The 16,541-nt window shown below is 34.9% G+C and carries 20 protein-coding genes; 10 read left to right on the plus strand and 10 right to left on the minus strand.

What is annotated here, in order from left to right:
* Positions 1-56: 56 nt before the first annotated feature.
* Positions 57-515 carry a DinB family protein gene (locus G7A72_RS08510; protein ID WP_165152156.1) on the minus strand — a complete coding sequence of 153 codons (459 nt, stop codon included), beginning with the start codon at positions 513-515 and terminating at the stop codon, positions 57-59.
* A 37-nt stretch (positions 516-552) separates the two neighbouring features.
* A complete protein-coding gene (locus G7A72_RS08515) occupies positions 553-1,008 on the minus strand; it encodes a DinB family protein (protein ID WP_165152157.1) in 456 nt (151 codons plus the stop codon).
* A 76-nt stretch (positions 1,009-1,084) separates the two neighbouring features.
* Between G7A72_RS08515 and G7A72_RS08520 the strand changes: the two genes are divergently transcribed.
* From G7A72_RS08520 to nadD, 5 genes are all read left to right on the plus strand, one after another.
* Positions 1,085-1,435, plus strand: coding sequence for an arsenate reductase family protein (locus G7A72_RS08520; protein WP_121364157.1), 351 nt, complete (start codon positions 1,085-1,087; stop codon positions 1,433-1,435).
* A complete protein-coding gene (locus G7A72_RS08525; protein WP_165152158.1) occupies positions 1,435-2,322 on the plus strand; it encodes a DMT family transporter in 888 nt (295 codons plus the stop codon). The genes G7A72_RS08520 and G7A72_RS08525 overlap by 1 nt, the downstream gene beginning before the upstream one ends.
* Positions 2,323-2,505: 183 nt before the next feature.
* Entirely contained in the window at positions 2,506-3,366 is an 861-nt protein-coding gene (locus G7A72_RS08530) for a YicC/YloC family endoribonuclease (RefSeq protein WP_165152159.1), read from the plus strand.
* 116 nt (positions 3,367-3,482) lie between these two features.
* Complete coding sequence (gene gmk / locus G7A72_RS08535; RefSeq protein ID WP_165152160.1) at positions 3,483-4,058, plus strand: guanylate kinase; 576 nt, start codon at positions 3,483-3,485, stop codon at positions 4,056-4,058.
* An 88-nt stretch (positions 4,059-4,146) separates the two neighbouring features.
* The gene (gene nadD / locus G7A72_RS08540; protein WP_165152161.1) at positions 4,147-4,758 is read left to right on the plus strand and encodes a nicotinate (nicotinamide) nucleotide adenylyltransferase; all 612 of its coding nucleotides are present in this window, start codon (positions 4,147-4,149) and stop codon (positions 4,756-4,758) included.
* Here nadD and G7A72_RS08545 read toward each other — a convergent pair whose 3' ends face one another.
* Positions 4,759-5,655, minus strand: coding sequence for a LysR family transcriptional regulator (locus G7A72_RS08545; protein ID WP_165152162.1), 897 nt, complete (start codon positions 5,653-5,655; stop codon positions 4,759-4,761).
* Between the two features lie 86 nt (positions 5,656-5,741).
* On the opposite strand from G7A72_RS08545, the gene G7A72_RS08550 reads away from it, so the two are divergent.
* From G7A72_RS08550 to G7A72_RS08565, 4 genes are all read left to right on the plus strand, one after another.
* Positions 5,742-6,506 (plus strand): type 1 glutamine amidotransferase domain-containing protein, encoded by a 765-nt coding sequence (locus G7A72_RS08550; RefSeq protein WP_165152163.1) that lies wholly within the window; start codon positions 5,742-5,744, stop codon positions 6,504-6,506.
* A gap of 4 nt (positions 6,507-6,510) precedes the next feature.
* Entirely contained in the window at positions 6,511-7,674 is a 1,164-nt protein-coding gene (locus tag G7A72_RS08555; RefSeq protein ID WP_165152164.1) for an iron-containing alcohol dehydrogenase, read from the plus strand.
* Between the two features lie 308 nt (positions 7,675-7,982).
* On the plus strand, positions 7,983-8,978 hold the full coding sequence (locus G7A72_RS08560; protein WP_165152165.1) for an NAD(P)H-dependent glycerol-3-phosphate dehydrogenase: 996 nt from the start codon (positions 7,983-7,985) through the stop codon (positions 8,976-8,978).
* 35 nt (positions 8,979-9,013) lie between these two features.
* Positions 9,014-9,229, plus strand: a complete 216-nt coding sequence (locus tag G7A72_RS08565) for a hypothetical protein (protein WP_165152166.1) — start codon at positions 9,014-9,016, stop codon at positions 9,227-9,229.
* A 227-nt stretch (positions 9,230-9,456) separates the two neighbouring features.
* Here the strand turns inward: G7A72_RS08565 and G7A72_RS08570 are convergent, their stop codons facing one another.
* From G7A72_RS08570 to G7A72_RS08580, 3 genes are all read right to left on the minus strand, one after another.
* The gene (locus tag G7A72_RS08570; RefSeq protein ID WP_113664830.1) at positions 9,457-9,864 is read right to left on the minus strand and encodes a hypothetical protein; all 408 of its coding nucleotides are present in this window, start codon (positions 9,862-9,864) and stop codon (positions 9,457-9,459) included.
* Between the two features lie 94 nt (positions 9,865-9,958).
* The gene (pheS, locus tag G7A72_RS08575; RefSeq protein ID WP_091166551.1) at positions 9,959-10,978 is read right to left on the minus strand and encodes a phenylalanine--tRNA ligase subunit alpha; all 1,020 of its coding nucleotides are present in this window, start codon (positions 10,976-10,978) and stop codon (positions 9,959-9,961) included.
* A 110-nt stretch (positions 10,979-11,088) separates the two neighbouring features.
* On the minus strand, positions 11,089-11,445 hold the full coding sequence (locus G7A72_RS08580; protein WP_165152167.1) for a hypothetical protein: 357 nt from the start codon (positions 11,443-11,445) through the stop codon (positions 11,089-11,091).
* 142 nt (positions 11,446-11,587) lie between these two features.
* Here G7A72_RS08580 and G7A72_RS08585 point away from each other — a divergent pair, with 142 nt between their 5' ends.
* The gene (locus G7A72_RS08585) at positions 11,588-12,091 is read left to right on the plus strand and encodes a CvpA family protein (RefSeq protein WP_165152168.1); all 504 of its coding nucleotides are present in this window, start codon (positions 11,588-11,590) and stop codon (positions 12,089-12,091) included.
* 21 nt (positions 12,092-12,112) lie between these two features.
* On the opposite strand, the gene G7A72_RS08590 is transcribed toward G7A72_RS08585, so the two are convergent.
* The 4 genes from G7A72_RS08590 to G7A72_RS08605 all read right to left on the minus strand — a co-directional run bounded on the left by G7A72_RS08590 (position 12,113) and on the right by G7A72_RS08605 (position 16,533).
* Positions 12,113-12,856 carry a tetratricopeptide repeat protein gene (locus tag G7A72_RS08590; RefSeq protein WP_165152169.1) on the minus strand — a complete coding sequence of 248 codons (744 nt, stop codon included), beginning with the start codon at positions 12,854-12,856 and terminating at the stop codon, positions 12,113-12,115.
* A 64-nt stretch (positions 12,857-12,920) separates the two neighbouring features.
* The gene (locus G7A72_RS08595; RefSeq protein ID WP_165152170.1) at positions 12,921-14,666 is read right to left on the minus strand and encodes a BatD family protein; all 1,746 of its coding nucleotides are present in this window, start codon (positions 14,664-14,666) and stop codon (positions 12,921-12,923) included.
* 20 nt (positions 14,667-14,686) lie between these two features.
* Complete coding sequence (locus G7A72_RS08600; RefSeq protein WP_165152171.1) at positions 14,687-15,454, minus strand: tetratricopeptide repeat protein; 768 nt, start codon at positions 15,452-15,454, stop codon at positions 14,687-14,689.
* A gap of 47 nt (positions 15,455-15,501) precedes the next feature.
* Entirely contained in the window at positions 15,502-16,533 is a 1,032-nt protein-coding gene (locus tag G7A72_RS08605; protein ID WP_165152172.1) for a VWA domain-containing protein, read from the minus strand.
* Positions 16,534-16,541: the final 8 nt, after the last annotated feature.

The following is a 16,541-nucleotide window of genomic DNA, read 5'->3' on the forward strand; positions in this document are numbered from 1 at the left end:
GGAAAAGATAGCAGCGAATAGCGGGATTAAGCTCCCCATATTCTTAGAAATAAATCCTAAATAAATTTTCGGATACTCATCATATTTCCAATGTGAAGCCCTTCATGGAAATTACTAAAAGCCATGGCATCCTCGGCATTTCTTAAAACATGATCGCCAGTTGAAGTAGTATATTCCATGTAGTTTTTGAAAATTTGATTGTCATAATCTACTTTCGTTTGTTGAATAGTTTCAAACAATAATGATTTGATTTCGTCCACTTCAGCTTGGGTTACGATGTGTTCCGGCTTGGTTCCCTTTTTGTATTTCTCGACTAATTCATCAGAAACCATCATTGGCAAACCAGAAAGTTTGTAAACTAATAGTTGTTGTGAGACGATTATATGACCGATGTTCCAAATCAAATTGTTGTTGAATCCTTCCGGAATCGTGTTGAGTTGGTCAAGAGTATATCCAGATAGAAATTTTGAAACCATATTTCTGCTTGTAGTGCTGACGTCGAATAATTGATTCATTTTTTTATTTTTTTGATAAAAATAATCATTTTTTGACTTATACAAACTTTCTAATACTCATAATTACGCCCATATGTAGTGCCTCATGATAGTTATTAAAAGATAAAGCACCTTCAATGTTTTTAATAGTTACACCTATTGAAGCGGTATATTCCTGATAGGTTTTAAAAAGTTTATTATTAAAATCAGCTTCGGTTTGATCTATAGTTTCGTAAAGCAATGACCGGATTTCATCAACCTCAGCTTGTGTAACATCATGGCTTGGCTTGGTCCCGCCTTTGTATTTATCGAATAATTCATCCGATATTATCATAGGCACTCCGGAAAATTTATAGACTAATCGTTGCTGCGTAACCACAATGTGAGCGATATTCCAAATCAGATTATTATTAAATTCCGGAGCTATTTTATTTAGTTGTTCCAACGTATAATTTTCCAGAAATTGTGACAACACTTTTCTACTTGCTTTAGCAATTTCAAATGTTTGATGCATTTTTTTATTTTTTTGATAAAAATAATCATTTTCCGTGTCAAATGAATTTTCTTTGCACAAAGAAATCGCTATTTACATGGACATAATATACTATCTCGCTTCTTGCGATACCTGCAGAAAAATTATAAAATCATTACCGAAAGAACATGATTTTAAATTTCACGACATCAAACAAGATCCAATTACTGTTGCCGAATTAGAAAAAATGCGTGAGCTTTCCGGCAGTTACGAGGCGCTTTTCAGCAAAAAAGCACAGTTATACAAATCGATGGATTTAAAAAATAAATCGTTGACCGAAGAGGATTACAAAAAGTACATTTTGGAACATTACACTTTTTTGAGTCGTCCTGTTTTCATCATCAAAGACAAAATTTATATTGGCAATACCCAACAAAATATGTTGCAGGTAATGAAAGCTTTGGTATAATGTCCAAAAGAAATCTTGCACTAATTGGCGCCACAATTGTTTCCATAATTTACGGTGTCACGTTTACCATCGCCAAAGACGTCATGCCGTTGTATATTGACGCCTATGGTTTCATCTTGTTACGCGTAGGCGGTTCGGTGCTATTGTTTTGGCTGGTTTGGCTTTTTATGCCAAAAGAGAAAATTGCTGTCAATGATTTCCTCCGAATTGTTGCCGCAGCTTTCTTTGGTGTGGCGTTTAATATGCTTACGTTTTTCAAAGGATTAAGCCTTACTTCTCCTATTAGCGCTGCCGTAATCATGGTTTCAACACCAATGATTGTTTTGACACTTTCGGCATTAATCATGAAGGAACGCATGCAAAAACGAATGGTTTTTGGGATTATCCTTGGATTAATCGGGACTGCTTTTCTCATTCTGTATGGAAAATCAATTGGCAGCGCAACAAACGCCGGTTTGGGAAATTTTCTGGTTTTGGTCAACGCCATTTCCTATGGATTTTACCTGATTATCGTCAAGAAATTAATGGACAAATACAATGCGTTTACGTTTGTAAAATGGATTTATTTGTTCGGTTTTATTATGGTTTTGCCTTTTGGCTGGAGCCAATTTCAAGCTGTGAACTGGGCTTTGGTTCCAATGGATATTTGCTGGAAAATAGGGTTTGTCGTGGTTTTTTCGACTTTCTTGACGTATTTGTTGAATTTACTTTCGATGAAAGAATTAAAACCAACTACGGTTGCCGTTTTTATTTATTTACAACCGCTATTCGCCACTATTTTCGCAATTGGTTTAGGAAAAGACGAATTGAACTTGGTGAAAATTGGTTCCGCATTTTTGATATTTTTCGGGGTTTATTTGGTGTCACAGAAGAAGAGTGTTCAGTAATCAGCTAGTAGTGTTCAGTGGCCAAATCGCAGATTATTGTCTTTTTTAATATTAATGAGGCTATTTATATCCACTCAAAAATAAAATCTGATATCTAAACATTTACTTATGCCGAATCACTGAATACTAAAAATAGACCACTGACCACTTTTTTAGTATCTTTGACCTCTTTTATACAACTATATGATACAATCAATGACAGGTTTTGGTAAAGCTACTTTGCAATTATCAACCAAAAAAATCACGGTAGAAGTAAAATCTTTAAACAGTAAAGGTTTGGATTTGAATGTGAGAATGCCTTCGCTGTACCGCGAAATGGAATTGGGTTTACGCAACCAAATTGCACTAAAACTAGAAAGAGGAAAAGTAGATTTTTCTATTTTTATCGAAAGTACCGCGGAACAAACTTCTACGAAAGTGAATGTGCCAATTGTAAAAGCATATATCAATCAGTTAAGAGAAGTTTATGCTGATGCTGATGAAACTGAACTAATGAAAATGGCAGTTCGCATGCCGGACACCATGAAAATAGAACGCGATGAAATCGATGAAAACGACTGGGTACAAATCCAAACCGTTATCGAAGAAGCGTTGCAAAACATCCTGAACTTTAGAAAAGATGAAGGAATGTCTCTTGAAAAAGAATTTCAATTAAGAATTGGCAATATTCGTCAATATATGACCGAAGCTTTAGCACTTGATCCAGAACGCGTTCAGGCGATAAAAGACCGTTTGCAAACTGCAATCTCAGAACTTAAAGTGAATGTAGATGAAAATCGTTTCGAGCAGGAATTAATTTATTACTTAGAGAAATTAGACATCACCGAAGAAAAAGTGCGTTTGACGAATCACCTGGATTATTTCTTGGAAACCATCAACGGAACCGAAGCTAACGGTAGAAAATTAGGTTTCATCACCCAAGAAATGGGTCGCGAAATCAATACGATGGGTTCTAAATCCAATCACGCACAAATGCAAAAATTAGTCGTTCAGATGAAAGACGAATTGGAAAAAATAAAGGAGCAAGTATTAAACGTATTGTAATTATTAACCTGCACTGTTGTTAACTTTGCAGGTTGATTAATTTTATAACATACCTACAAGGTTTTAGAAACCTTGCAGGAAAAGATAAACAGATACTGAAATAAATTCAGCATAAAATGAGCACAGGAGGAAAATTAATCGTATTCTCAGCACCGTCGGGGTCAGGGAAAACTACTATCGTTAGACATTTATTAAGCAAAGAAGATTTGAATCTTGAATTTTCTATTTCGGCAGCTTCCCGCGCACCAAGAGGCGAAGAAGTAAGTGGAAAAGACTATTATTTCATGTCTACCGAAGAATTTAAAAAACACATCAAAAACGAAGATTTCTTGGAATGGGAAGAAGTCTATCGCGATAATTTCTACGGAACCCTAAAAAGTGAAGTGGAACGCATTTGGGCCAAAGGAAAGAATGTGATTTTTGATATTGATGTATCTGGCGGATTGCGCATCAAACATAAATTTCCTGAAGAAACTTTAGCTGTTTTCGTGAAACCTCCAAGCGTGGATGAACTAAAAAGACGATTAAAGGAACGCTCTACTGAAAGTGATGACAAAATCAACATGCGTATCGCTAAAGCCTCTGTAGAACTGGCAACAGCACCACAATTTGATGTGATTATAAAAAACTACGATTTGCCTATAGCTCTTGAAGAAGCATATCAATTGGTGAAGAATTTTGTTAAGGATTAAAAGATTGAAAAATTAAAGAATTGAAAAATTCAAAGTTATTTCTAATCTTTAAATCATTTAATTTTTAAATTTTTAAATCTTTAAATTAATGAAAGTTGGACTTTATTTCGGAACGTTTAATCCCATTCATGTTGGGCATCTTATTATTGCCAATCACATGGCGGAGCATTCTGATTTAGACCAAATTTGGATGGTCGTTACCCCACATAATCCTCTAAAGAAAAAAAGCACTTTGCTCGATGATTACCACCGGTTGCAAATGGTGCATCTTGCCACCGAGGATTTTCCTAAAATCAAACCTTCAGATATTGAGTTCAAATTGTCCCAGCCTAATTACACGGTAAATACTTTGGTTCATTTAGAAGAAAAATATCCAAAATATGAGTTCTCCTTAATCATGGGCGAAGACAATTTAAAATCTTTGCACAAATGGAAAAACTACGAAGTGATTCTCGAAAACCATGATATTTATGTTTATCCTAGACTCGAGGCCAAAGGCCGAACAGGCGAAGCAATTTCAATTGAAACAGAGAATATACTGTTTAAAGACCATCCAAAAATCCATATGATTGATGCTCCGGTTGTAGAAATATCGTCGACATTTATTCGGGAAAATATTAAAAAAGGGAAAAATGTGCAGCCGTTATTGCCTGCAAAAGTTTGGGAATACATTGATCACAATAATTTTTATAAAAAGTAACTATCCCAAAACCTTTTTCAATTCCAATTGAATATTTTCAAAAATCATACTCAAATTATCGTTTTTACCGGATAAGACGAAGACTTCTGTACTTGGCATTTGCTTACTGTTCCACAATAATTGGATTTTATTTTCTTCGATTAAACTTCTCGCATTGCAATCCCAAACAACCGCTATTCCGGTGTTTTGGGAAATTATTTCCAGCATTTCATATTCGGATGGAATGATATAATTAGGAATCATCGAAGGTCTTTTTTTATTAAAAACATGCAACCAAAATAATTTGATATGTGGAATTTGCGCATTGTGGCTGAACCATTTTTGGTCGTTTAACCACTGTTCCGTTGCAGAGAAATCCTTTGTTTTAATACTAGATTTCAGCTCGGAAGCATCGATACTGTTAGAACCTACAATCACTTGTTTAATTTCGCCAACCTTTTTCTGAATGGTGTCAAAAGTGTCATATTGTTTGGTGACGACTGCAAAATCAAGTTTTTTAGAATCAACCAATTCAAAAAGCGCATCATTTTCATGAAAGCTAAAATCGATAAAATCAAATTTGGAAACCAAAGCGCTTCCCAAACTTCGCATCAAATGCTTTGAAATCCCAATAGAAATTAATCGATTGGCATTGAACGCTTTGGCACGAAAACCATTTTCCACATTTTCCAATCGGTCCAATGCTTCAATGATTAAATTATTGAGTAACTTAGCGTAATCCGTTGGTTCGACGCCTTTAGATTTTCGATTGAAAAGTTTATATCCTACATGGGCTTCCAACATGGACATTTGCTGACTAACAGCAGGTTGACTGATAAATAATTCTTTGGCAGCCAATGAAAAATTACCGTTTTTATAAACCGATTTAAACGTTCGATACCATTCTAGATTGACCATGATATAAATATATTTATCACAAACATAATTTAAATTATTTTTACTAATAACATATTCACCTTAAATTTGTACAAAGAAAATTAAAGATGAAAAAAATAGCATTATTTGCCATTATAGCATTAACCGCAAGTTGTATTACAGCAACTGCACAAAATAAAAAAGGTATGAAAAAAGTATTATTCGTTCTAACTAGTCATAGTGAATTAGGGAACACAGGAGAAAAAACAGGATTTTGGATTGAAGAATTTGCTGCTCCTTATTATGAGTTAGCAGATAAAGGTGTGATCATTGATATTGCATCGCCCCTGGGAGGACAGCCACCAATAGACCCAAAAAGTTCAGATCCATCTTCAGCAACTGAAGACACTAAAAGATTTGATAAAGATACTGAGCTACAAGCCAAACTAAGTAAAACACACAAACTGGCTGATGTTAAACAAGCTGACTATGATGCTGTATTTTATCCTGGAGGTCATGGTCCATTGTGGGATTTGGCAACGGATTCAACTTCAAGTACTTTAATTGAATCTTTTTACACGAATAACAAGCCTGTTGCGTTTGTATGTCATTCACCAGCAGTGTTGAAAAACGTAAAAATAAATGGGGAATTTTTAGTTAAAGGTAAAAAAGTAACCGGATTTTCAAATACCGAAGAAGAAGCGGTGGGATTAACGAATGTAGTGCCATTTTTACTAGAAGATGCGTTGCAGGCTAATGGTGCAACTTATTCAAAAATTGGGGATTGGCAGCCGTATGCTGTAGAAGATGGTCTTTTGATTACTGGTCAAAATCCAGCTTCGTCAAAACTAGTTGCGGAGAAATTATTAAACCAATTGAATTCAAAAAAATAAGAAGATGTTAAATTTCGAATTATACAATCCTACCAATTTAGTTTTTGGAAAAGGACAAATTGAAAAACTATCCACGTTAGTGCCACAAGGAGCAAAAATCCTTTTGGCGTATGGCGGTGGAAGTATTTTCAAAAATGGAATTCACGAGCAGGTAATCAATAATCTAAAAGGGTTTGAAATCGTAGAATTTGCAGGAATTGAACCAAATCCGCATTTTGAAACATTAATGAAAGCAGTTGCGATTATCAAAGAACAAAAAGTAGATTTTATCCTTGCCGTTGGTGGAGGTTCTGTAATTGATGGGGTAAAATTCATTTCGGCAGCTGTGAACTTTGATGGAAACCCTATTGATATTCTTCAAAAACGAGTATTAACTAAAGATGTATCTAAAATTATTCCTTTTGGAACTGTATTGACTTTACCGGCAACTGGTAGCGAAATGAATTCTGGCGGAGTTGTCACTATTGAATCTACGCAGGAAAAATTATCCTTTGGTGGTAGCGCATTGTTTCCAAAATTTTCTATATGCGATCCAACCGTAATTGAATCTTTGCCAAAAAGACAATTGCAAAACGGAGTTGTAGATGCGTACACCCATGTTTTAGAACAATACTTAACGTATCCGCACGAAGGATATCTTCAAGATAGAATTGCCGAAGGTATTTTACAAACTTTGATTCAAGTAGGTCCAGAAGTTGTTGAAAATCCAAAAGATTACGCTTTAGCATCTAACTTTATGTGGAGTTGTACGATGGCGCTTAATGGATTAATCCAAAAAGGAGTTCCTTCGGATTGGGCAACACACATGATTGGGCACGAATTAACAGCTTTATATGGAATTGATCATGCCAGAACATTGGCAGTTGTGGGTCCAAATTTATACCGAGTAATGTTTGAAACCAAAAAAGGAAAATTGGCACAATACGGAAAACGTATTTTCAATTTAACTGGAACTGAGGATGAAATCGCAAACGAAGCCATCAACAAAACTGTTGAATTTTTCCACACGATGGGAATGGACACTAAATTATCTGATTATACCAAAGATTATGATAAAACAGCTGATTTTATAGTAGATCGTTTTAAAGAAAGAGGTTGGTTAGGGTTAGGCGAAAAACAAAATATCACTTTAGAAAAGGTGAAATCTATCGTCGAAATGAGTTATTAATTAAAATAACTTAATACCGATTACCTTGGTTTAAATAAAAAGGCGTTCTCATTTTTGGGAACGCCTTTTAAAATTCTAAAATATAACTAACTAATTCAATCCGCATTTTTTGTTAATTTCCTAAACAATAAACATTAATAACGAAAACAATATAATTATATTGTGTGTAAAATCAAAAATACATGTTTTAATTATAAAAAATTAAGATAACAACTCCATAAACCCAGACTAACAGTATGTTTCTGGACATAATTTAATTTGCTTAATTGATGGTTTTTTAAGTACTTTTGATTAAATACAATAAAAAAATGGCTGAAAATATAAAATTCGCAGTAATAGGTGGTGGAAGTTGGGCGACAGCGATAGCAAAAATGTTATGTGTAAATCTTACCGAGATTTCATGGTATATGCGTAATGAAGCTGCTATTGAACACATTAAAGCATACAAACACAATCCAAACTATTTGAGTTCTGTAGAATTCGACATCAATAAACTGAAACTTACTAGCGACATCAATGAAGCTATTGCGTATGCAGATTACATAATTTTTGCTATTCCATCTGCTTTTTTGGATGGTGAATTAGCAAAATTGACCGTTTCTCTAAAAGATAAAATCATTTTCTCGGCGATTAAAGGAATTGTTCCGGAAACAAGCTTAATTGTAGGCGAACATTTCCATGTAAAATATGACATTCCTTATTACAATATTGGTGTGATTACTGGCCCTTGCCATGCAGAAGAGGTAGCAATGGAGCGTCTTTCTTACCTTACCATTGCGTGTGGCGATCCAGACAAAGCTAAAACCGTAGCTAAAAATCTATCTGGAAATTACATCAAAACTAAAATTACAGACGACATTATTGGAACGGAATACGCAGCGATGCTAAAGAACATTTATGCAATTGCAGCAGGAATGGCTCATGGTCTTGGTTATGGCGATAATTTCCAATCAGTATTAATGAGTAACGGAATTCGTGAGATGAAGAAATTCATCAAAAAAGTCCACAAAATGAAAAGAAACATCAATGATTCTGCCTACTTAGGCGATTTATTGGTTACCGGTTATTCTATATTCTCCAGAAATAGAATGTTCGGAAATATGATTGGTAAAGGTTACACTGTGAAATCAGCAATGATGGAAATGAGTATGGTTGCCGAGGGATATTATGCCGCAAAAAGCGCTTATAAACTCAATCAGGCGTATGGTGCCAAAACGCCAATTATTGATGCCGTTTACAGTATTTTATACGAAGGTCAGGAAGCTAAAGCTGTTTTCAAAAAACTGACTGATAAACTGGATTAATTCAGCTTCAAATAACAACTAAACACAATCACTTCATGAGCAAAAGATGGAAATACCAGGTTAAAACTGGCGGGATTTGGGGTGTATTTATGACGGTTTTCAATGTATTGTTTGATATCAAAGAAATCCCTTTTTCGGAACAAGTTGCTACGCCTAATTTTTATATTCGTGCAGCTGCTTATATCTTGGTAGGCATATTTATTTTGGGCTATTTTACTTGGAAATCAAAAGTTAAACAACAAAACCCATAAATCCTTTTATAAGCGGAAAATGAAAATTTCAACTTAAATGTGGGTCGATTTGGGGATTTATGGCTTCTTTCATCACGACTCGATTTGACCTTTTCGAAATGTCTTTTGAAGATGCGTTTTTGTCCAAAAAGAATCTATCCCGAATGTTATTATTTGTTGCTGCAGGGATATTTGTGGTCAGCTATTTTAGTTGGAAGAAGAAAATAAAAAGAGAAAGTAATACTAGCTTATCTCACGATAACGCCGTCAACAAATAAAATTGGTACTTCTTCAACTTCCGTTTCATTTATGGAATTTGCTTTGAAAATAAACTTTTTATCGTATAATTTTCCATCCATGAAAAACGTAAGCATGAACTCATTGTTGAGCGCTAGAACACTTTTTTCAATCATTTCAACTTTCACCACAGAAACTGCAGGAACGGCAACAAAAGCGTGACGCAAAAGTGATGTTTTTTTCATTTCGCCATCGATTGTTCCAAAAGCTTTAGAAACCACCATAACACTTTCGATTAAGAAATCGCTGTCATTGACTAAATAAGCGTACCATACTTTTTCCATGAAATCGTCACTCCATTCCTGGACTGCCGCAAAAAATACGTTTTCAACTTCGGGTATGATGATGTCTTTTTTCATAAGTTAATCTTAATATCTAAGTTCGTAAAGTCATAAAGTCGAGGAAAATCTAAAACAGGAATTTCTTTCGACTTTATGACTTTATAACTTTTGACTAAATTGAGGATTTGAATTGCTCCAAGAAACGAACGTCATTTTCATAGAACATACGAATGTCTCCGATTTGATACAACAACATGGCAATTCTTTCGATTCCCATTCCGAACGCAAAACCAGTATATTCTTCCGGACTGATGTTACAGTTTTTTAATACATTGGGATCTACCATTCCACAACCACCAATTTCTAACCAACCGGTTCCTTTAGTGATACGATAATCAGTTTCGGTTTTTAAACCCCAATAAATATCGATTTCAGCACTTGGCTCTGTAAACGGGAAATAAGATGGACGCAAACGGATTTTTGATTTTCCAAACATCTCTTTTGTGAAATATAAAAGCGTTTGTTTTAAGTCAGCAAAAGAAACGTCTTTGTCAATATATAATCCTTCCACTTGGTGGAAAATACAGTGTGAACGGGACGAAACAGCTTCATTACGAAATACGCGTCCTGGAGAAATGGTGCGGATTGGCGGTTTATTATTTTCCATATACCGCACTTGTACAGATGAAGTGTGCGTACGCAATAAAATATCAGGATTTGTTTGAATGAAAAATGTGTCTTGCATATCACGTGCGGGATGGTATTCCGGTAAGTTCAATGCAGTGAAATTATGCCAGTCATCTTCAATTTCCGGACCTTCGGAAACATTGAAACCTATGGTAGAAAAGATATCTATAATTTGGTTTTTAACCAATGAGATAGGGTGACGAGAGCCAATAATCATTGGTTCCGCAGAACGGGTCAAATCACCATAAAACCCTTTACTTTCTTCTTTGCTTTCCAAAGCTTCCTGAATGGATTTTACTTTTTCTTCGGCAGAAGTTTTAAGCAGGTTTATTACCTGTCCGAATTCCTTTTTTTGGTCATTAGGAACATTTTTAAATTCAGCGAAAAGCTCTTTCAAAAGTCCTTTGCTTCCTAAAAATTTAATTCGGAAAGTCTCTAATTCTGCTGTATTTTGCGTTGAAAAGGCCTGCGCTTCGCCAATATATTCTTTTATCTTATCTATCATTTTCATTCCGTAATTGAGAGTGCAAATTTAAGAAATTTGTTCCAAGTTTCACATTTAAAGTTTCAAGTTTGTTGCATTACATTTAAAACTAACAATGTTGTTTAAATTAGCTATTTTATTACCTCCCGTTCCAAGAAATAATTTACAATGGCTTCTTTCATCAAAACCGATTGTTCTCCAGCTTTTAGCGGTGGTAATTCCTCTTTTACTTTGTAATGTGGCCATCCGTCCTCATCAAAAAACTCGAATTCATAAAAACCATACGGTTCTAACAACCTGCAAATTGCGATGTGCATCAGGTTTAATTTCTCATCTTTTTTAAACTCATTATGGACTTTTCCCAGTTCCTGCACCCCGATTAAATAAATAATGGCGTCTAAATCTAGATCTTCACCTTGCGAAAATTGATTGGAAAGTATATTGACAAGCTGTTCCCAGCGTTCTTTAAGTTGTGTGTCTCTTGACATTTTTTTGAATTATGAATTATGAGTTATGAACTATTAATTCATAACCTTTACAAATATATCGTGCAAAGATAAGAACTTGAAAATTGGCAATGGTAAAGAACAATTCATTTATATTTGCGTTTCTATTTTTTAATGAATTATCATGGGGTTTTTAGATATTATTTTAGGTGTACTACTTGCTTTTGCTTTTTATAAAGGATTGAAAAACGGACTTTTTGTGGAATTAGCGTCTTTGGTTTCGCTATTGGCGGGAATTTATTTTGCTGTCAAATTTTCCTCCTTTATGCGAGATATTTTAGTAGGATATGTGAAGTGGAATCCTAATACAATTCAAGTTGTTGCCTTTATACTTACGTTTATCGCAGTGGTTGTATTGGTAACAATTTTAGGAAAGTTCCTGACTGGAATTGCTGATTTTGCTTTTTTAGGCTGGTTGAATAAATTGGGAGGCGGTTTTTTCCGAGTGCTCAAAACAGTTTTGATTATCAGTATTGTTTTTGCAGTTTTCGAAAAAATAAATTACAATCATATTTTAGACAAAAAAGAAACTTTAGACAATTCACTTTTTTACAATCCAATACAAAAAACAGCGGGATTTATGTATCCGTCACTAAAGGAATGGTATAGTAGTTTGAAGAAAAAGTAAGTAATATCACGATGAATATTATTATTTCACTTCCTTAATCGCACTAGTTTCGATCCAACCTTCGGTTCCATCAGTCAGTTGCATTTTTTTCCATTTTCCAATAGTTTCAAAAACAAACACTTTTGTTCCTTCATGCAACACTAATAATGGCTTACCACCATCTCTGGGTTCCGACTTCATATTTGTTCTTTCGGCAAAAATTATGGCTGGTTTTTCTGTATCAAAATCACTTTTCTCAATAATTGCAGCAGATAAAGCAATGACCATCAAAATAAATACTGCAAACATTCCAAAGAAGAAAATACGTTTAGAAAGTGTTCTTTGTGAAAAATAATATCCGATAAAGCACAATAAAAAAAATGTCGCCAGTCCTACAGAAATCCATCCCCAAGTATTGTAATGATAAATTCCGGTGAAATCCCGAAGTAACTTTCCAAAACCCACTTTTGGAATTACTTTAATCTCATCAATGGTTCTTTTTTGAGCGAATTTCAAGTTGTTTATGCTTTCCTTATCCTTTGGATTCAGCACCAATGCTTTCTCATAATAGTAAATCGAAGGCGCTACCTCATTCAATTTGTAATACGCATTTCCCAAATTAAAATACAATTCCGAGGACTGCTTATTCTCCTTTAAAACCCTTTCATAAGCTGCCACAGCTTCAGTGTACTTTCCTTTTGCATAGTAGGCATTCCCTTTTTCGAAGCCGTTTTGGGCAAAGAAAATCTGGGTTGAAAGTAATAATATGTATAGTATGTTTTTCATTATTATGTTTTTTTGCCATGAAGTCACAAAGGCGCAAAGTCTATTTACTCAAAAATTAATTTTATTAAGCAATTTGTTTTTCTAATTCAGAGATTATAAATACCGCTTTATCGAAATCCTGCTGTATCGTAACACTTGACGAAGGTGCATAACGAGCCACTTCACAATTTTCAGTAAGCGAAATAAAATCATTTACAGCTTCTGGTTTTGCATTTCGAGACAACAATAATTCCTGAATATTATCCTTGCTCATTTCTGAACTTTCAATGTGTAATTTCGCTTTCAGGAAATTATGCATCGCTTTTTCCAGCGCAATGTAAAACAGTTCTTTGTTTTTGATTTGTTTCTTAGCTTCTGATAAATATTTCTTGGCCAATTTGTTATTCATTCGGATTCTGTTTCCGGAAATATCACCATCCATAGCTTCTTTCTTCTTTTTGAATAACACAATTATTGGTACCAGTAAAAAAGGAAGCAATAACAATCCAATAAACAAATTCGATCCAAAGAAATCTTCTTTGTCAATGGTAACAAGATTGGTTTTTGACTTGATATTCTTAAATTCCTCTACTGCTGCAATTTTATTCTTATTTCTGCCTGTTGCTGTGGAATCAGCCGGTGTAGGGCCATCCAGAACATTAATCATAATCTGCGGAGAACGCAGCGTTTTATAGCTTCCGGAGCTCAAATCAAAATAAGAAAATTGCATTGGTTTGACCGGATAATTCCCTCTATATTGCGGAATTATTGCATAACTGTCCGACGATTTTCCAGCCATTCCAGAAAGTGGTGTACTGATAGCTTCGCTGTGAACGGCATCGTACATCTCCAGTGCATTTGGCACTACTGGTTTTGGCAAACTGAATAGTTTTAAATTTCCTTTTCCGGTTACACTTACAACCAGATCAAGGCTTTCTCCATGTTTCAAATTAGTCTTTGATGGAGTAACTTTGAAATCAAAATCTCCAACCGCACCGCTAAAATCATCTGGTTTTCCTGCCTCAGGTAATGGCTTAACGTTGATGGTTTTGGCTCCAGCCGAAACACGTTTAGTTGTTTCTGTAAGCATCATACGACCAAACATATCCCTACGATTGGTTGGTAATTGCACATCTACCGATAATGACAATGGCTCTATTTTAAGTCTGCCCGATTTTTGCGGATACAACACTACTTTTTTCAGCACTATAAACCTGAAATTCTGGCCTTTAAAAATTCCTTCCTCGGCCACAGGTTGTTTGATCTCGATATTTTGGCTCCAAAAATCATTGTACTTAGGCTTACTTGATTCTCCAAGATTTGAAATTCCAATGTTACCAAAATACAATTTATAAACTACAGTAATGGGTTCGTTGATGTATGGATTTGTTTTAGAAACATCAGCAACCAGATACAGGTTTTCATCCCCAGACATTTGAATATCGTTTGGATCTCTAGGCTGTTCTGTGGCGGCGGTCACAATGATTTTTACAGGTGCCGTTTTGTAAATTTGACCGTTGTACTCGATAGCCGCCGGTTTGATTATGAATGTCCCTTTTTGATTAGGTGTCAGAAAATAAGAATATGCTTTTTCAAAAGAGCTTCTTCCGTTTACCCACGATTGACTTACCTGCTGACTTGGTCCGGCTATAATTCGGAAACCATCAAAAGACGGCTGAACAAAATTATCACCATCAACATTCATCATAAAATCAATACGCAGTCTCTCATTTAAGCCAAGCGTAGTTTTACTCACTCTGGCTTCAAACTGAACCTGAGCACTGAGTGAACTGCACACCAAAAAAACAATCGCCGCTATATATTTTTTCATTTTCAAACTATCTAATTGAATTACCAATCCTTCTCCGTTTTAACTGGTTTTCCTTTTACTTTTTGGGCATTCACTTTGTCCTGAACTTTCTTTTCTTCTTTATTTACGGCATCCAAAAGATTTTCTAAACGTTCCTTAGAAATTCCTCCTGGAGCAGGTTTTGGCTCTCCTTTATCGTTGGGTTTCGGATCTTTATTTTGTTTGTCCTGATCTCCTTTGTCGTCTTTTTTATCTTTTTCTTTATCGTCCTTTTTATCTTTTTCGCCGTCTTTCTTGTCGTCCTTTTTATCGTCTTTCTTTTCCTGATCTTTTTTCTCGTCTTTTTTCTTATCGTCCTTTGGCGGATTGTCTTTCAGCATTTTTTTTGCCAAAGCATAATTATAACGGGTTTCCTCATCCGTTGGATCATTGCGTAAGGCATTTTTATACGCTTCTACCGCTTGTGTATAATCTTTTTCATTCATGAACACATTTCCAAGATTATGAAAAGCACGGTGTTTCTGAGGTCTTGTTTTCGAATTTTTTAACGCTTTTGCGTAAGCAAACTTCGCTTCGGAAGAATGTTTTTGCTTGTAAATACTATTTCCAAGATTAAAAGGTGCAGCTGCTTTATTAGGAAATTTTGAATCCGAAATTCTATAATTAGCCTCCGCATCCACAAATTTATTATCCGCATAATCTTGGTTTCCTTTGGGCAGAATTCGATCTTTTTGTTGCGCATGCAATCCGGCTTTCCCGGAGAAAGCAACGATTAAAAAGGCAATTATGATAATTTTAAATCTTTTCATTTATTGTATCTATAAATCCAGAAGGCTTTGAAACCTTTTAGAAATAATTATTTATTCTCGTTAAATAAATTCAACTTTTTAACCCAACTTGTTTTTCTTTCCAACAGAAATACATCAACAAATAACAGCAAAAAGGCAAAACCCAAGAACCATTGAAATTGCGATTGAAAATCTGCCATTTCGGTCGCTTCAAACTCGGTTTTTTGAATATTATTCAAAGCATTTTTAACATATTCCAGTACTTCTTTAGTGTTATTACCATTTACATAGCCTCCTTTTGTAGCTTTTGCAATGGCTGTCAGACTTTCCGGAACCAATTTTGTTATCACTACTTCGTTGTTATTGTCTTTCTTGAAACCTTCGACAATTCCATTTCTTTTTAATGGAATCGTACCTCCTTTTTCAGTTCCAACACCAATTGTAATGATTTTAATTCCAAGTTTATTCGCTTCTTCGGCGGCTTCATCAGCACCTTCGTTATGGTCTTCACCATCCGAAATCATTATCAATAGCTTACTTGTTTTTTTATCATCAAAATAGGTTGACGATAATTTGATAGCCTCGTTGAATGATGTTCCTACGGAGGAAACCATATCAGTATTCATGCTTTGTAGAAACATTTTGGCTACGCTATAATCCGTAGTGATGGGTAATACTGGGAAAGCACTTCCTGCATAAGCCACAATTCCTATTCTGTCACTACCTAACTGATTAATAATTTGCGAAACAATTTGCTTGCTTTTATCCAATCGGTTTGGCGCTACGTCTTCGGCTAGCATGCTTTTGGAGACATCAATAGCAAAAACAATGTCGATTCCTTCTCGTTTCACAGTTTCCATTTTGGTTCCAATCTTTGGGTTTACCAAACCAAGAATGAGTCCAAGTAAAGCCAAAATCAAAACTGATACTTTCAAAACGGGTTTAAAAACTGAACTTTCCGGACTCAGTTTTTTTACCATTTCTAAATCGCCAAACTCGCGTTGTTTTTTTCTTTTCCAATATAAATTGAACAGAAAAACCAACACCACCAAGGGCAGTATAAAGAGAAGATATAAATATTTTTTTTCGTCTAATTCCATTTTTTTAC

Source organism: Flavobacterium sp. Sr18, assembly GCF_011064265.1.
Lineage (GTDB): Bacteria > Bacteroidota > Bacteroidia > Flavobacteriales > Flavobacteriaceae > Flavobacterium > Flavobacterium petrolei.

Coding starts and splice junctions, on each gene's coding strand:
- G7A72_RS08510 (WP_165152156.1), bottom strand. CDS start 515: ATGAATCAATTATTCGACGTCAGCACTACAAGCAGAAATATGGTTTCA.
- G7A72_RS08515 (WP_165152157.1), bottom strand. CDS start 1,008: ATGCATCAAACATTTGAAATTGCTAAAGCAAGTAGAAAAGTGTTGTCA.
- G7A72_RS08520 (WP_121364157.1), top strand. CDS start 1,085: ATGGACATAATATACTATCTCGCTTCTTGCGATACCTGCAGAAAAATT.
- G7A72_RS08525 (WP_165152158.1), top strand. CDS start 1,435: ATGTCCAAAAGAAATCTTGCACTAATTGGCGCCACAATTGTTTCCATA.
- G7A72_RS08530 (WP_165152159.1), top strand. CDS start 2,506: ATGATACAATCAATGACAGGTTTTGGTAAAGCTACTTTGCAATTATCA.
- gmk (WP_165152160.1), top strand. CDS start 3,483: ATGAGCACAGGAGGAAAATTAATCGTATTCTCAGCACCGTCGGGGTCA.
- nadD (WP_165152161.1), top strand. CDS start 4,147: ATGAAAGTTGGACTTTATTTCGGAACGTTTAATCCCATTCATGTTGGG.
- G7A72_RS08545 (WP_165152162.1), bottom strand. CDS start 5,655: ATGGTCAATCTAGAATGGTATCGAACGTTTAAATCGGTTTATAAAAAC.
- G7A72_RS08550 (WP_165152163.1), top strand. CDS start 5,742: ATGAAAAAAATAGCATTATTTGCCATTATAGCATTAACCGCAAGTTGT.
- G7A72_RS08555 (WP_165152164.1), top strand. CDS start 6,511: ATGTTAAATTTCGAATTATACAATCCTACCAATTTAGTTTTTGGAAAA.
- G7A72_RS08560 (WP_165152165.1), top strand. CDS start 7,983: ATGGCTGAAAATATAAAATTCGCAGTAATAGGTGGTGGAAGTTGGGCG.
- G7A72_RS08565 (WP_165152166.1), top strand. CDS start 9,014: ATGAGCAAAAGATGGAAATACCAGGTTAAAACTGGCGGGATTTGGGGT.
- G7A72_RS08570 (WP_113664830.1), bottom strand. CDS start 9,864: ATGAAAAAAGACATCATCATACCCGAAGTTGAAAACGTATTTTTTGCG.
- pheS (WP_091166551.1), bottom strand. CDS start 10,978: ATGATAGATAAGATAAAAGAATATATTGGCGAAGCGCAGGCCTTTTCA.
- G7A72_RS08580 (WP_165152167.1), bottom strand. CDS start 11,445: ATGTCAAGAGACACACAACTTAAAGAACGCTGGGAACAGCTTGTCAAT.
- G7A72_RS08585 (WP_165152168.1), top strand. CDS start 11,588: ATGGGGTTTTTAGATATTATTTTAGGTGTACTACTTGCTTTTGCTTTT.
- G7A72_RS08590 (WP_165152169.1), bottom strand. CDS start 12,856: ATGAAAAACATACTATACATATTATTACTTTCAACCCAGATTTTCTTT.
- G7A72_RS08595 (WP_165152170.1), bottom strand. CDS start 14,666: ATGAAAAAATATATAGCGGCGATTGTTTTTTTGGTGTGCAGTTCACTC.
- G7A72_RS08600 (WP_165152171.1), bottom strand. CDS start 15,454: ATGAAAAGATTTAAAATTATCATAATTGCCTTTTTAATCGTTGCTTTC.
- G7A72_RS08605 (WP_165152172.1), bottom strand. CDS start 16,533: ATGGAATTAGACGAAAAAAAATATTTATATCTTCTCTTTATACTGCCC.